Genomic DNA, 14,225 nt, shown 5'->3' on the forward strand with positions numbered 1-14,225 from the left:
CGCCGCGACGACGACTGGGACGAAAGCTCTTACGTTTTTGCACGTCTGGTAGGTCTCGATGAGAATCAATTCGGATACCGGCGGTGAACCGGCTGCCGATGCTGATTTTTGAGGTCTTTGGCTAGCTCGCCTTCCCACGGGCCACCGCCAAGGCGGCGGCACGGTCGGTGAGCAGGTCATAGATCGGACGCGAGCGCAGTGCGACGGCCACCAGGAGCGCACTCGCACAGGCGCCCAGCATGGGCGGAAGTTGGTTGGTCGTGCCGGTGAGTTCGGTGGCGAGAATCAGGCCCGTGACGGGCGCCTGCACGGTCGCGCTGAAGAAGGCGGCCATACCGATCAGGGCAAGCGCCGCAGATTCGGGAGGGGTCGCGTCGAGGTGCTCGGCGACCAAGCCGATCAGCAGTCCGGTGTAGGCGCCGAGTACGAGCATCGGGGCGAACAGCCCGCCGGGGGTGCCCGCGGCATAGGACACGGCGCCGAGGACAAAGCGCAATGCCAATATCCCGAGGACGGCCCCGGCCGCTCCGTGCCCCAAAAGGGCGTCCTGGGTGAGGTTGTCGCCGCCGCCGGCGAGGTCGGGAGCGCACCAAACGAGAACCCCTACGGCGGCACCGATCGCGGCGGCCCGCGCTTCGGCCGGCCATCGGCTGGTGTCGGCAACGTGCAGCCCGAACATCAGTGCCTTGTTGTACAGCACACCGAGCAGGCCGGCGGTGACCCCGACGGCCAACACCCAGCCGGCGTTGCTCATATGCGGGTTCTGCAGATCCGGCATCCGAAAGTCGCTGCCCGAGTGCACGAATGGGTATGCGGCGGCGAACCCCGATGCCGACGCGACCAGGGTGGCGATGGTGGTGCGCGGGTCGAATCGCTTGACGAGTTCTTCCAATACGAACACGCCACCGGCGATCGGGGCGTTGAACGCCGTCGCCAACCCGGCGGCGGCACCACCGGCCGCGAGGACCCGAAGATCGGACATCGGGCGACGAGTCACCGAGGCGACAATGACGGCGATCGAGCCGCCCATCTGAACCGAAGGGCCTTCCCGGCCGAGCGCCAGGCCGCCGCCCATCGACAACAATCCACCGACGTACTTGATCGGCAAGATCCGAAACCGGCCCGGCTCGGCCCGACCCGCCACCACGGCCTCGACGTGCGGGATCCCGCTACCCTCGGCCTGCGGTTCGAGCCGGCGCACCAGTGCCGCCGCCGCCGTGACCGCAGCCATGCAGCCGAGCACGACGACGAAAAACCCCCACGCGCTGCCCTGCCCCCAACCGCTGAGCCCCGTGCGCCATTCCGAAAGATAGGTCAGCGCGACCCTGAAACTGGCGGCGGCCAGCCCGGTCAACGCGCCGACCACCGCCGCGGCAAGGACGAAACCGATCAGGCTCTCGGCGCCCTCGCCCTCGGTGTCGACCGGGCGTGGGGTCGGCATCCGCCACCCGGTGAAGATACTGCGCAGCCAGCGCGCCGGCGTCGGTGTGCGGTCATTCACCCCTCTATCTCTATCTGGTCGGTGAACGGCGGACAATCGGTCTGCATCGGATCACCCTCGGGGCGGATAGGCTCGCGCTGTGCTGCACCTGCGTGTCATCGCACCCGAGCATCTGCGCGAGCCGATCCTGGACGTGCTGCGCGGCGAACCGGGTGTGGGCAATCTGCTGCTGTTCCCCGGCGCGGCGCTGGCGCCGGCCGGCGACGAGATCACCGCCGATATCGCCCGCGAATCGGTCAACGACGTGATACGCCAGCTCAAACAGCTCGACGTGCAACACCAGGGCGCCATCACGCTGCACGCCCTGGACACGGTGCTGTCCACCCAAGCCCACCGTGCCGAGGATGCCGCCGACGGCGACGCCGCCGACGCGCTGGTCTGGGATGAACTGATCACCCGGACGCGTGAAGACTCCGCGCTGACGATGACGTTCCTGCTGTTCCTCATCCTGGCGTGTCTGCTCGCCGCCGTCGGTGTGGCAACGGATTCGTCGGTCACCGTGGTGGGTGCCATGGTGGTCGGCCCGGAATTCGGGCCGCTGGCCGCCCTGTCAGTGGCGCTGGTCCAGCGCCGCGCCGGGCTGGCCCTGCGAGCGCTGCTTGCCCTCACGGTGGGATTTCCGGTGGCGATGGGAATCACGGCCGTGGCGACACTGGGCGCCGAAGCCGTCGGTTGGATCACACTGGACGCCGTCGCCAACGTCCACGAAGTCGACTTCATCTATCAGGTGGGCCCGGTTTCGCTGATCGTCGCGCTGCTGGCCGGCGCGGCCGGCATGCTGTCCCTGGTGTCCGCCAAATCGAGCGCGCTGGTCGGCGTGTTCATCTCGGTCACCACGGTGCCCGCAGCGGGTTTCGCGGTGGTGGCCGCGGTGCTGGGGGACTGGTCGGTGGCCGGCCGGTCGGCGCTTCAGCTCATGGTCAACCTGGTCGGCATCGTCATCGCGGGCGTTCTGGTGCTGGTGCTGCGGCCGACCCGTTCGATGATCCCGCGGTCGGCACAGAACATGTCGTAAGCAACCGCTGCGCGTTGGCCGTGGTCACTGCCCGCCAGTCGATCTCGGGATCGGCGTCCAGGGCGGCGATTTGCTGACCCACCGCGAATGCCGGGGTCCAGCAGGAGTCACTGCCGTAGAGGATGCGTTCGGTCCCGACCATATTGCGCAGGACGGCGGCCTGGGTCGGCAGCGGTTTGCCTGCCGTGTCGAACCACATGCGGCGCAGCTGCGCATCGGTGCTCAGGGGTCCGGGCGCCCCACCGTCGGGTGCGGGCCACAGACTGCGGAACATCTCGATGCGCTCGGCGAGCAGCGGCAGGGCGGCACCGCAGTGCGGGATCAGGAAGCGGATACGGGGATAGCGGGTGACCACGCTCGCGAAGATCAGATCGGTGATGGTGCGCGTCGTTTCGAACATGAACTCGACCATCGGCGCCGGACGCCCCAGCGCGACAGCAGCGACATCCGGCGGCGAGGTGGGGTGCACGAACACGATGGCCTGCCGCGCATCGAGGCACTCCCACAACGGGTTCAGCGACGGGTCGCCGAGATAGCGCCCGCCGCTGTTGCTCATCAGCACCACCCCCGTCGCCCCGTGCCGATCCGTCGCACGCACGGCCTCGGTGACGGCGGCGTCGACGTCAGGCAGGGGAAGCGAGGCGAGAAATGAGAACCGCTCGGGGTGCGCGGTGACCGTCCGAGCCGCGAAGTCGTTGACGTGGCGGGCCAGTGCGGCGGCATCGGCCGTGAACGACACACCGGGGGAGGACACCGACAGCATCGCGTGCCGGATCCCGTTGTCCGCCATCAAGGCAAGCTGCTGTTCGACGGTCCACGACGGCCATTGGGGCATACCGTCGGGATGCTCGATACCCGCGGCGATCGCCGCGCTGACGTAGTCGTCGGTGACGAAGTGCGCATGGACGTCGACCAATTCGGGTGTGTTCGGTCGGGTCACCGGGGCTCCTGCGGCCGGAACGTGGGGAGTTTGGGTAGGACGGTGTCGAGGTGAGGTCCGGCCGTCATGACGGTGCCGTCCGGGCGCACGACGGCGGCCTCGGCTCGCCCCCGCGACAGCCATGCCGCCAACTCAGTGCCCGGATCGGCGATGACCAACCGTGCACCCCGGGCGTCGATGACGGCGCGTTGGTCGCTGCTCGGCGGCCTCCCGGTGATCACGGCGAAGCCGCCGCCTTGGACATCATCGAGGCGCCGACCATTGGCCGACAGTACATTTGGGGCGAGGCGACCCGCCAGGCCGGGCCGCAGCCGCCGCCGAGCATCGACGCACGCGGAGCGCCGCAGTGCCGGGGTGGCACCGTCGACGAGTTTGCCGCGTAGGCCGGGGATCAGGTGAATCCGCGGGGCGATCACCTGGCGCAGCGCATCACCGAGGCGCCCACCGGCCGTCATCGCCTTACCCATGCCCAACGCCGTGGCGATCATGTAGCGCGCGTGCGGTTTACGTTCGGCCTCATAGGAATCCAGCGCGGCCTCTGGTAGGTCGCCGTGCAACACGCCGGCGAGTTTCCACGCCAGGTTCATCGCGTCGCGCAGCCCGGCACACAGTCCCTGGCCGATGAACGGGGGAGTGAGGTGCGCGGCGTCGCCGAGCAGGAAGATCGGCCCGCTGCGCCACCGGTCGGCGATGCGGGCACGGAAGGTGTACTCGGCGACCCGGATCACCTCAAGGTCGCGGTCGTCGACGCCGCCGGTCCACGGGCCGATCAGCGGTGCCAACGCCGGCAACCCGGCGAAGTCGTCCGCGCTCTCGGTGGGAAGCAGCCGGAATTCCCACCGGTAGCGGGTCGGCCCGATGCGCATGTAGGTGGCCGCGCGTACCGGATCACACACTTGGTGCACGCCCTCCCACTGCGCTAGTTCGGCGCTCGTGGCGATGTCGACGACCAGCCAGCGCTGATCGAAGCGCCAGTCGGTCATCGTGGTGCCGATAGTCTTGCGCACCAGGCTGTTTGCCCCGTCGCAACCCAGCACGTAGTCGGCGTCGACGACGTGGTCGGTGCCGGTACCGCGGTCGGTGTAGGTGACGCGCACCCGCCCGCGGCGGTCATCGGTGACGTCGGTGACCTCGACATTGCCCCGCAGCACGGCGTGCGGGTAGTTCTTCAGGTTGGTCCGCAGCAGGTGCTCCAGGTCGGGTTGGTCGTACATGTTGGCCTGCGGGTAGCCGTGGACGCCGACATCGGTGGTGCGGCCGAACTCGGCGAGCACACGATGCGTCTTGTCGAGCAGGCGCAGTCCCAGCGCGGGTCGCGAGATCGCGGCGAACTCGTCGGCGATGCCGAGCCGGGCCAGGATGCGCATCGACTCGTCGTCCATGTGCACGGCGCGGGGCTGGGGGTAGACGCCCTCCCACCGGTCGAGAACCAGCACGTCGACGCCGTAGCCCGCGAGCAGGCTCGCGGCCGTGATACCGGTCGGCCCGGCCCCGACGATGACGACGGGCACCGAGGTGGCGTTCATGTCCGGACCATCCGGTAGCCCAGCGAGTACCGGCCGAGCGTGTGTTCGACATCGGCGCACTGCACCGTATCCGGCACGGACACCGTCAGCACCGGGCTGCCGTCCTCGACCTCGGCATTGACGGTGACGCCCGGCAACCCGGCCAAGGCCTCGCCGACGACACGGCGCGCGGCGTCGGCGCGCAGTGTGGGCTTGTAGGGCTTGCCGATCGCGGTGACCGGCAGCGCGTCGATGATCGACACGTCCTTGGGCGCTGCGGCGCGTTCGGTGACCCGCGCGATCGCCCAGTCCCGCAACTGTGTTGGGGTCGCCGCCGAACCGGGTGCCAGGGTGACGTAGGCGACGGGCACTTCCCCGGCATGCGCGTCGGGCGCACCGACTGCGGCGGCCGCGGTCACCTCGGGGTGCGCCAGCAGCGCATCTTCGATGACGGCCGGGTCGATGTTGTGACCGCCGCGGATGATGAGATCCTTGGCCCGACCGGTCAGGTGGACGAAACCGTCGGTGTCGATCCTGGCCAGGTCACCGGTGTCGAGCCAGCCGTCGACGAGTTTTCCCCTGCCGTCGAGGACGAAGGTGCCGTCGACCGCTCGGTGGTCGACGTATCCGGCGAACACGGTGGGGCCGTTGACGATCAGTGTTCCGGCCTGCCCGGCCGGGACGTCACGCCAACCGCCGGGGGCATCCAGGTCGACGACCCGGACCCCCACGTACGGCAAACGCTGCCCGACGGTCCCGGGCCGGGGATGGTCGGGGAAGCTGCGGGCGCTGGCGCACGTGGCCTCGGTGAGACCGTAACCTTCCACGAGCGTGATGCCGGTGTGCTGCTCGAAGTCGTTGCGCACCGCGGACGGCAAGGCCGAGGCACCGACCACGGCGAAGCGCATGCTGGAGATGTCCGCATCGACGGGGCACTGCGCCAGCACGGCATAAACGGTTGGGACGGCGCTCATTGCGGCGATGCGGTGGTGTTCGACGATCTTCCAGAAGACGCCGTACAGGTGCGGGTCGCGGTATCCCAGCGGTCCGGCCCAGACGACGTGTTGCCCGCGCATCAGCGGCGCCAGCACCGTCACGATGAGCGCATTGACGTGGAACAGGGGCAGGGCGGCGAAGATCACGCCGTCCTCGTCGAGCGTCGAATTGGCGGCAACCATCCAGGCGTTGGCGACCTCGTTGGCGTGGGTGTGGGCCGCCAGCTTCGGGGCGCCGGTGGTTCCGCCGGTGTGGAACAACGCCGCCAGGTCGCCCGCCTGCGGGGGTGCCCCGTCGAAGCCCTCGCGGCGGTGCGCCCGGGCGCACCGACTCGCGTAGTCGACGGTGACGCCCGCCAGGGACGGTGCCGGGCCGGCCGGCTGGTTCGTCGGCGACAGCAGGAAGACGGTGTCGACGACACCGGCCGCGGCCAGCCCGCTGGCGAGATCCCAGGTGGCCGAGTCGAGTTCGGGAGCGGCGGTGATGAGCACGCGGGCGCCGGCACGGTCGATCAATTCACCGACGTGGTCGGCGGACAGTCCGGCGTTGATGGGGGCGGCGATACCGGCCAGCTGCGCGGCCAGGGTGGCGATGAGCAGTTCGTCGCAATTGGGGGCCAGCAGCGCGACGGCGTCGTGGCGGCTGACGCCGCAGGCGCGCAACAGGTTAGCGAACTGGTGGACGTCGCCGAGCAGTTCGGCGAACGAGCGGGTGCGGGACTCACGCCAGCGCTGCGCGTCGGGGATGACCGTCAGCGCGCGACGGTCGGGGTACAGTGCGGCGCCGCGGCACAGGATTTCGTAGGTGCTCGACGGTAGCCCGCGCTCGGACAGCGGAACCGCTTCGATGTCCGTGATGTCGGCAGGCGTCCGGTACTCGGGCCAGAGTGGGTCGGCACTCATCCGTACACGACCGGCGTGCGCTGGGTACCGAGATCGATCACGCCGTCGTCGGTGGCCACCCGGGCCTCCACGACGTCACCGTGCTGCAGGTATTTCTTGTTGCTCGCCTGGCGTTTGAAGAACGCCTTCCACTTCACCGCCGGCGGCAGCAGGGCCCCGATGATCTCGATCGGCTTGGGCGGCGCGCTCAGCGCCGTGCCGGCGGGCGTACCGGTGAGCACCAGGTCACCTGCGGCGAGGTCCTGGAACCGGGTCAGGGACTGCAGCGCCCGCAGCGGTCGATACAGCATGTCGCCTTCGACGAGCGTGTTCTGCCGCTGTTCACCGTTGACCGACAGCTGCAGCCGCAGGTCCCCGAAGCGCGCGAGTTCCTCGGGGCTGAGTAGCACCAGCGCCGGCCCGACGGGCGTGAACGTCGGGTAGGACTTGGCCTCGTAGAACTGCGTTTGGGGCAGTTGGATGTCGCGCGCGGAGACGTCGTTGGTGATAACCAGCCCGGCGACGACCTCGGCCAGGTTGGCCTCGGTGATCGACGTTCCGACCGGCACGTCGCGGCCGATCACGAGCCCGATCTCCACCTCGTAGTCGAGGAAGCGGACGTGGGCGGGTTTGACGATTTCGGCGAAGGGACCGCTGACGGAGGCCGAGGACTTGCGGAAGAACGTCAGCGGAATGGTCTTCGGGTCCATGCCCGAGTCCACGACGTGCGACTCGAAGTTGGTCATCTGGGCGATGACCCGGCACGGCGCCGTGACCGGAGACCGCAGCTGCAGGCTGGCGACGTCGACGGTGTCGGCGCCCGCCCCGTTCGCCGCGGCCTCGATGGCCGCACGGTCGGCCAGAAGCTCACCCGTGGTGGTGGCGTCGGTGTGGATCAGGGTGGCGCCGTTGGGGTGCTGGACATACCAGGCGTCGGCGGTGCGCAGGACGGAGATGGTCACGAGGTGGCTACTTTCAACAGGCCGATGAGGCGGTGGACGTCGAATTCGTTGTCACGGCGGAGGGCGCTGATCATCGACAGCGCTTCGGTGCGGGCGGATCTGGGGCTGGTGCCCAGGAAGTCTTTGGAGGCGGGCGGACCCCACTGCGCGAGTCCGGTGGCGGTGAACGGTGCCCATCCCGGTTCCAGTGTGTTGTCGAACATGTCGCCGTCGGCGAAATGCTCGACCAGGAAACCGTCCGGGTCGCGCCAGTAGTCGAACAGCTGGCTGCCCTGGATGTGCCGGCCGATGCCCCACGACCGGAAGTAGCCGCGCTCGGCCAGGTACTCGCCGCCGGCCGCCAGCGCGTCCAGGTCGGCGACCTGGTAGGCCGAATGCACGTAGCGATTCGCCGGTCCCAGCGCCATCGCCAGGGTGTGGTGGTCGGCCGGCGTCGCGCCGCGGTCGCAGCGGATGAAGCTCATGGCGGGTCCGCGGTCGCGCTGACCGGGGAAGTACAGGAAGTCGCTGACGATCATGCCGAGGTTGTCCAGATACCACTGGAGCGCCTGCTGATACCGGGTGGATTGCAGCACCACGTGTCCGAGCCGTTGTACCCGGGCGGGCACCCGCAGCGGCCGTTGTGTCGCGTTGATCCGCGGGACGCGGTGGCCGGCGTTGACCACCAGCGGCCGCTGGGCCGGCAGCGCGGGCAGGTCCCGCATCCCGGCCACCACCCGCACGGGTATGCCACTGGGATCGACCAGCTCGGCCACCAGACCGCCGGTGGTTTCGGGTAGCGGCCGGGTGGGGACGCCGGCCGCCTCGGCGAGCTTGACGACGTCGAGCTCATCGTGGGCGGCGAAGGCGACGCCGGTGAACCGGCTTCGCACGCCCCGCCGGACGATCACGCACGCGGCGCCGGAATCGGTTCCACGCAGCTGCAATTCGTCCGGTGTGCTGATCGACACCTGGAAGCCGAAGGCCCGCGCGAATGCTTCCGCGCGCACCAGATCGGGCTTCTCGAACTCCAGCCACGCGATATCGCGGACCTTGATCACCGGATTGCGGGACCGGCCGGGATGTTCGCCACGGCGTGCCCCCTGCTCACTGTGGAGGTCCTTGTGGACGTCGACGCTCAATTCGTGGCTCCTTCGTGCCGCCTGACGAAATCGTCACACACGACGACACGCTCAGTCAAGGGTTGCTGACGAATTCCTCAGGTCTGAGGAACGGGCTTATGATGTGGGGACCCGATACGGGCAAGGAGCCTCATGACAGTCGACGACACGCCGTCCGCCAACCGAGTCGAGCGGCGCAAACAGCGCACCCGTGCCGCCCTGATCAAAGCGGCTCAGGCGTTCATCGCCGAGGGGAAGCTGAACGTCCCGATTCTGGAGATCACCCAAGCGGCCGACGTGGGGATGGGCTCGTTCTACAACCACTTCACCAGCAAGGAGGAGCTGTTCGACGCCGCGGTCATCGAGACCCTCGACGCGCACGGAGCGCTGCTCGACGAGTTGACCGCCGCGATCGACGATCCCGCCGAAACCTTCGCGTGCAGCTTCCGGCTGACCGGCCGACTGTTCCGCACACGCCCGCAGGAGGCTCAGATCCTGCTGAACAATGGTCCGTCGATGATCAATTCCGACCGCGGCGTCGCGCCGCGGGCCCGCCGCGATCTCATCGCCGGCATCGAGGCCGGCCGCTTCACCATCGAGGATCCCGAGCTTGCCTTGGCCATCGCCGGTGGCGTCCTGATGGGTGTCGGCATCCTCGTCAGGGATCATCCCGATCGCGACGACGGCGCCACCGCCGACCAGGCCACCGAAAACCTGTTGCGGCTCTTGGGGTTGTCCGCCGACGAGGCTCGTGCCATGTGCCGCAAACCCCTTCCGGACCTGGGATCCCTGCCGGGCGTCAGGCCGGAATCAGCCTGACGGGCAGCCGTTCGAGCCGCCGGATGATGTTGTTGACGGCCCACTCCGGCGTCCCGTCGGCCTCGATGCGTTCGACGCGCTCGAGCAGTGCGGACAGGATCGTCGCGGTCTCCATCCTGGCCAGGCCCTGTCCGGCACAGGCGTGCGCGCCGTTGCCGAAGCCGATGTGCCGTCCCGCGTCCCTGCGGATATCGAATACCTCGGGGTCGTCCCATTCGCGTTCGTCGCGGTTGGCCGAGGCGTACAGCACCACCAGTCGCGTTCCGGCGGGAACATCCGTCCCGGCGATCGAGGTGTCACGAGCGACTTTCCGGGTGAACGCCCGCACCGGTGACTCGTAGCGCACCACCTCGTTGATCGCGTTCGGCAGCAATCCCGGTTCGGCCCTGAGCATTTCCCACTGTTCGGGATGCGCGGCGAACAGCTGGATCGCACTGGAGATGGCGCTGATGGTGGTGTCCAACGAGGGTGCGATGTAGTCGATGATCAGCGGCGGCACGTCGTCGGGAGCCAGGGTGCCTTCGTCGACGGCACTCAGCAGCTCGTCAGCCATGCTGTCGGGCAAGACATTTCGGTTGCGCACCACCGCACGCGCGAAGCGCAACATCTGGACGCTGCGCGGGACGGCTCGCAGCGCCTGCCGGTTGACGGGCCCGAGCATGTCGAAGGTGGCTGCGGCCCAGGGCAGCAGGTCCGCGCGCCGCTCGTGCGGCCAGCCGACCAGATCCGGGACGACGGCCAGCGGCAGCGCGGTCGCCAGGTCGGCGACGCCGTCGACGCGGCCTTTGGTCAGCGCGGCGTCGACGATGGTGCGCGCGGCGTCCTCCACGGAGGCGGTGAGTCCACGAAGCGCCCTGGGCATCAGGCGATGAGCGACGAGCTTGCGGCGGCGGTCGTGATCCGTTCCGTCGCTGTTGAGGGTGGTGCCGCGCGACATTCCGTTGGCCACCGCGTTGGCCGCCACGCCGTGCCCGGACAGGTAGAGATCGTCGGCGCGCAGGGTGGCTTTGCACTCGGCGTAGTGGGGTAGGGCAACCATCCGGTGCCGGGGAAGCCAGACGAGCGGGCCGAGCCGCCGCAGGGCGCGGTAGTGCGGATAAGGGCTGAGGATGGCCGATGTGCTGTAGATGTCGGGCCGGTACGACGGAATGTGGCGGGGTCGGTGCAGCACGGGTCGCCTTCCTGTTGAGGCCGCGCCGGGGGCGCGACTCCCTTAGTTGACGAAATCGTCACATACGACCATATCCTCAGTCAATGACGACTTTGTGGAGTCGACACGTGGAAAAGCCGGAATGCGAAACATCTGCACCGTCTCGACGAGCGGTCCACGCGGGGCGCAACGACGTGGTAGGTCAAGCATGTGGAAGAGATGGTGGGGCCGGTCGACAAGGCCGTCGTCGGCGGACCGGTGCAACGCATCGGCGGCTTCGAGTACTGCTACGACACCGACACCTGGACATGGTCGGATGCCGTGGCGGAGATGCATGGCTATGCCGCCGGGCAGGTCATGCCGACGACTGCGCTCGTGCTCAGCCACAAGCATCCCGATGACGTCGAACGGGTGAAGACGCGCCTGCAACGCTCGTCGGCGCCATTCGCCAGCCGGCACCGTATCGTGACCACCACCGGCGCGGTGCGCACCGTTGTCGTGGTCGGCGAGGCGCTACGGCGAGCCGGCCGCGTCGTCGGCACGCGCGGGTTCTACGTCGATGTCACCAACGCGCTCAATCATGATGTGCAGGAATCGATCTCGGACAGTTTGGACGGAATTCTGGTCGACCGGGCCGCGATCGAACAGGTCAAGGGCATGCTGATGGTGGCGTACGACATCGACGCCGATGCTGCCTTCGAGATCCTGAGGTGGCGATCGCAGGAACTGAACGTCAAGATCTCGGCACTGGCGCGGCATTTGGCCAAGGAGCTGCCGCGCCGACTGACCGTCGATGCCGGCCGCAGGGCGTCGGTCGATCACCTGCTGATGAGACCTTTCTGAGCCGGTGGCTCAGTGGTCGATATAAGCGTCATATTCGGATTCCGATATACCTACCGAAACCGGATTCAGATATCGGCTTGCGTCAATTTTGACAATCGATGTGTCTGTAGCCGGAAAACACTATGTGTTCGCCGTGAATCATGACCTTGCGGTAGTTGACATGTGAAGCAGTGTGTACCCGCTGGTAGCCTGCAATGGCAATCCAACAGATAGGGTATTTCCAATGGCCGAACGTGTCGTCCGCCAACTAATTGACGACTTGGATGGTTCCGAGATTCCAAATGGCGGCGGGGAGCGTATCGAGTTCTCACTGCGCGGAGTCGAGTACCAGATCGACCTGGCTGCCGGCAACATCGCCAAGCTGGACAAAGCACTGAAGCCGTTTATCGAGGCGGCGGCAAAGGTTCGTGGCGGGCGTTCGCGCCGGTCGGTGAAATCTATTTCCACCAACGGTAACGCCGGCGCGAGCGGGTCGAAGGAACAGCTCGCGGCCATCCGTAAGTGGGCAAGGAAGAACGGATACGAGGTGTCCGATCGGGGCCGTATCAAGGCCGAGGTCCTCGAGGCTTTCGAGGCCGCTCACTAGACTTTCGCCCCCGAATGCCGTGGCATTCGGGGGCGAAAGGTCATCCGGTCGGGTTATTCCGAGGTTGCGGTGCCCGTTGACGCACTCGCACCGGTGCTCGACCGGCTGTCCGATGTGGTAGCCGGAGTGCCGGATGCCGTCTCGGGCGCGTGCGGCTTGGTGTCGCGCTTGCCCTTGACGCCCACCTTCGGCTTCACCGGCTTGACGCCGCTCTGGCTGGTCCCGAACTTCGCACCGGGCCGGGTCACCTTGTCACCGGTGGTGGTGTTGTCCGTTTTCGGAGTCGAAGCATCGGAGCTCTCGGAGGCGGGCTTCGAATCTGCCTTCGAATCTGCCTTGGAATCTGACTTGGTATCCGGTTTCGGTGTCGTGCCCGAATCGGACACGGTGTCGGTCTTCGAATCGGACGTGGTGTCGGTCTTCGGCTCGGACACGGTGTCGGCCTTCGGCTCGGTTGTCGTGTCGGCCTCGGGCTCGGACACGGTGGTCGGCGTCGGAGCGGTGGTCGGTTCGGTGGCCGCCGGTTCTGTTGTGGCAACAGGTTCCGTCACGGTGACCTCGGTGCCGGCCGTCTCGTCGGCCGCCGGCACGGTGGTCACCGCCTCGTCCTGGGCGCCGGTAACCTCGGAACCTTCGGAAGCCTTTGTCTCCGTGGTGCTTTCACTGTGCTTGCCGGCCTGCAGTGTGGCGTCGGCAGCGGTGGTGTCCTTCGCGGTGACCGAATCCGCTGTGACGGCGGCGGTGGTCACCGCGTCGTCGGTGGCGGCCGCGGCGACCTTTGCGGTCGCCAGGCTCGACGTGGTCTTGACCCCGAAGAGTCCGCCGAGAAGGTTCTTGACCACGTTCACCACTGTCGACAGCGCCATCGGCACGAAGTTGACGATATTGCTGACCACGCTGGCCACGGCGGTGAAGAGCTGTTGCACCAGGCCGCCCAGACCGGTCGCCGGGGTACCGGGCGGGTTGGTCGGGGGTGTGGTCCCGGTCAACTCCAGGATCAGTTGCCGGATCGCGTCGGCGGCCGCCTTGGCATTCCAGTTGTAGTCGAACAGACCCAGGTGGTCTTCCTTGGTGGTGCTGTTCTGCGGTCCGGTGTCCTTGAGGTTGTAGATGAAGATCGGGCCACCGTTGAGGAACTTCTGCCAGGACCGGACCATGTCCTCCAGATATTTGACCTGCTTCTGCTGGTCCTCCGGGGTGCCGGTGAGCGTCGGCTGCCCGTATTCGCTGATCCAGATCTTCAGATCGGCGTCGCCCTTGACGTCCATCAGGGCGCGAATGGCTTGCAGCTGGGCCAGTGCCGAGGTGCCGGGCCAGGTATTGGCCGGGCCCTGGCTGAATGGCAGCGTGTAGTTGTACGGGTGGAACGAGAGGGCGTCGAAGTAACCCTTGGCGCCGTTGGCGTACATCTGCGTGATGAAGCTGACCGGGTCCAGGGACAGATTGCCGATGGTCAGGCCGGCACCGACGACACCACCGATGACCTTGATGTCCTGATTGGTCGTCGTGGCCACCGCCTTGATGGCGGTGTAAGCCTTCTTCAGCATCTCCGTGTAGGACGCGGCGTCGACCGGGTTCCATTCGAAGATGGCGTTGGGCTCGTTCCAGATCTCGTATGCCGAGATCTTGCCCGCGTAGCGCTGCGCGACGGCGGCGGCGAATTTGGCGTACGCGTCGGGATCAGGGTGGCCGTTGGCGATGTTGCCGGCCCAGGCGGGCGTCTGGTTGAGCACGCCGAGGATGCCCATCCCGCGATCGGCGGCGGCCTTGACGATGTAGTCGGTCTTGGCCCAGTCATAGCTGGTGGAGTTGAGCGGCTGGACGGTGCGCCAGAAGACGCCGATGCGGACGTTGGTGACCCCGAGGGACAGCATCTTGTCCAGCGCCTTGTCCACATCGGCATTGCTCATGCTGTAGAGGTTGGACT

General features: G+C 67.6%; 12 protein-coding genes. 4 read left to right on the top strand and 8 right to left on the bottom strand.

The genetic code is table 11. The annotated features are described in order from the left end of the window. Positions 1–121: 121 nt before the first annotated feature. Entirely contained in the window at positions 122–1,501 is a 1,380-nt protein-coding gene (locus BN977_RS25010; RefSeq protein ID WP_234709664.1) for a H(+)/Cl(-) exchange transporter ClcA, read from the bottom strand. A 124-nt stretch (positions 1,502–1,625) separates the two neighbouring features. Between BN977_RS25010 and BN977_RS25015 the strand changes: the two genes are divergently transcribed. Beyond that, on the top strand, positions 1,626–2,516 hold the full coding sequence (locus BN977_RS25015) for a DUF389 domain-containing protein (protein WP_407661218.1): 891 nt from the start codon (positions 1,626–1,628) through the stop codon (positions 2,514–2,516). On the opposite strand, the gene BN977_RS25020 is transcribed toward BN977_RS25015, so the two are convergent. From BN977_RS25020 to BN977_RS25040, 5 genes are read right to left on the bottom strand one after another with little or no spacing between them, the layout of a single operon-like run. Then, positions 2,440–3,456, bottom strand: coding sequence for an amidohydrolase family protein (locus tag BN977_RS25020; protein ID WP_165576354.1), 1,017 nt, complete (start codon positions 3,454–3,456; stop codon positions 2,440–2,442). The two genes, BN977_RS25015 and BN977_RS25020, sit on opposite strands and share 77 nt — an antisense overlap. Next, positions 3,453–4,982 carry a bifunctional 3-(3-hydroxy-phenyl)propionate/3-hydroxycinnamic acid hydroxylase MhpA gene (mhpA, locus tag BN977_RS25025; protein ID WP_036402299.1) on the bottom strand — a complete coding sequence of 510 codons (1,530 nt, stop codon included), beginning with the start codon at positions 4,980–4,982 and terminating at the stop codon, positions 3,453–3,455. The genes BN977_RS25020 and mhpA overlap by 4 nt, the downstream gene beginning before the upstream one ends. Beyond that, positions 4,979–6,859: an acyl-CoA synthetase gene (locus tag BN977_RS25030; protein WP_036402302.1), complete on the bottom strand. Its 1,881-nt coding sequence runs from the start codon at positions 6,857–6,859 to the stop codon at positions 4,979–4,981. The genes mhpA and BN977_RS25030 overlap by 4 nt, the downstream gene beginning before the upstream one ends. Next, positions 6,856–7,800 carry a fumarylacetoacetate hydrolase family protein gene (locus BN977_RS25035; RefSeq protein ID WP_036402304.1) on the bottom strand — a complete coding sequence of 315 codons (945 nt, stop codon included), beginning with the start codon at positions 7,798–7,800 and terminating at the stop codon, positions 6,856–6,858. Before BN977_RS25035 ends, BN977_RS25030 begins: the two co-directional genes overlap by 4 nt. Further along, on the bottom strand, positions 7,797–8,921 hold the full coding sequence (locus tag BN977_RS25040) for a VOC family protein (RefSeq protein ID WP_036402306.1): 1,125 nt from the start codon (positions 8,919–8,921) through the stop codon (positions 7,797–7,799). Before BN977_RS25040 ends, BN977_RS25035 begins: the two co-directional genes overlap by 4 nt. A gap of 132 nt (positions 8,922–9,053) precedes the next feature. Here BN977_RS25040 and BN977_RS25045 point away from each other — a divergent pair, with 132 nt between their 5' ends. Next, entirely contained in the window at positions 9,054–9,719 is a 666-nt protein-coding gene (locus BN977_RS25045) for a TetR/AcrR family transcriptional regulator (protein WP_036402309.1), read from the top strand. Here BN977_RS25045 and BN977_RS25050 read toward each other — a convergent pair. Beyond that, positions 9,700–10,890, bottom strand: a complete 1,191-nt coding sequence (locus BN977_RS25050; RefSeq protein WP_234709665.1) for a cytochrome P450 — start codon at positions 10,888–10,890, stop codon at positions 9,700–9,702. The two genes, BN977_RS25045 and BN977_RS25050, sit on opposite strands and share 20 nt — an antisense overlap. 198 nt (positions 10,891–11,088) lie before the next feature. On the opposite strand from BN977_RS25050, the gene BN977_RS25055 reads away from it, so the two are divergent. Together BN977_RS25055 and BN977_RS25060 are read left to right on the top strand one after the other, a co-directional pair. Continuing rightward, positions 11,089–11,712: a PAS and ANTAR domain-containing protein gene (locus BN977_RS25055; RefSeq protein ID WP_036404360.1), complete on the top strand. Its 624-nt coding sequence runs from the start codon at positions 11,089–11,091 to the stop codon at positions 11,710–11,712. Between the two features lie 223 nt (positions 11,713–11,935). Then, complete coding sequence (locus BN977_RS25060; RefSeq protein WP_036402312.1) at positions 11,936–12,298, top strand: histone-like nucleoid-structuring protein Lsr2; 363 nt, start codon at positions 11,936–11,938, stop codon at positions 12,296–12,298. Positions 12,299–12,351: 53 nt separating this feature from the next. Here the strand turns inward: BN977_RS25060 and BN977_RS31575 are convergent, their stop codons facing one another. Then, the gene (locus tag BN977_RS31575; protein ID WP_165576368.1) at positions 12,352–14,208 is read right to left on the bottom strand and encodes a cellulase family glycosylhydrolase; all 1,857 of its coding nucleotides are present in this window, start codon (positions 14,206–14,208) and stop codon (positions 12,352–12,354) included. Positions 14,209–14,225 lie beyond the last annotated feature (17 nt).

It is taken from the genome of Mycolicibacterium cosmeticum, from assembly GCF_000613185.1.
Taxonomy (GTDB): Bacteria; Actinomycetota; Actinomycetes; order Mycobacteriales; family Mycobacteriaceae; genus Mycobacterium; species Mycobacterium cosmeticum.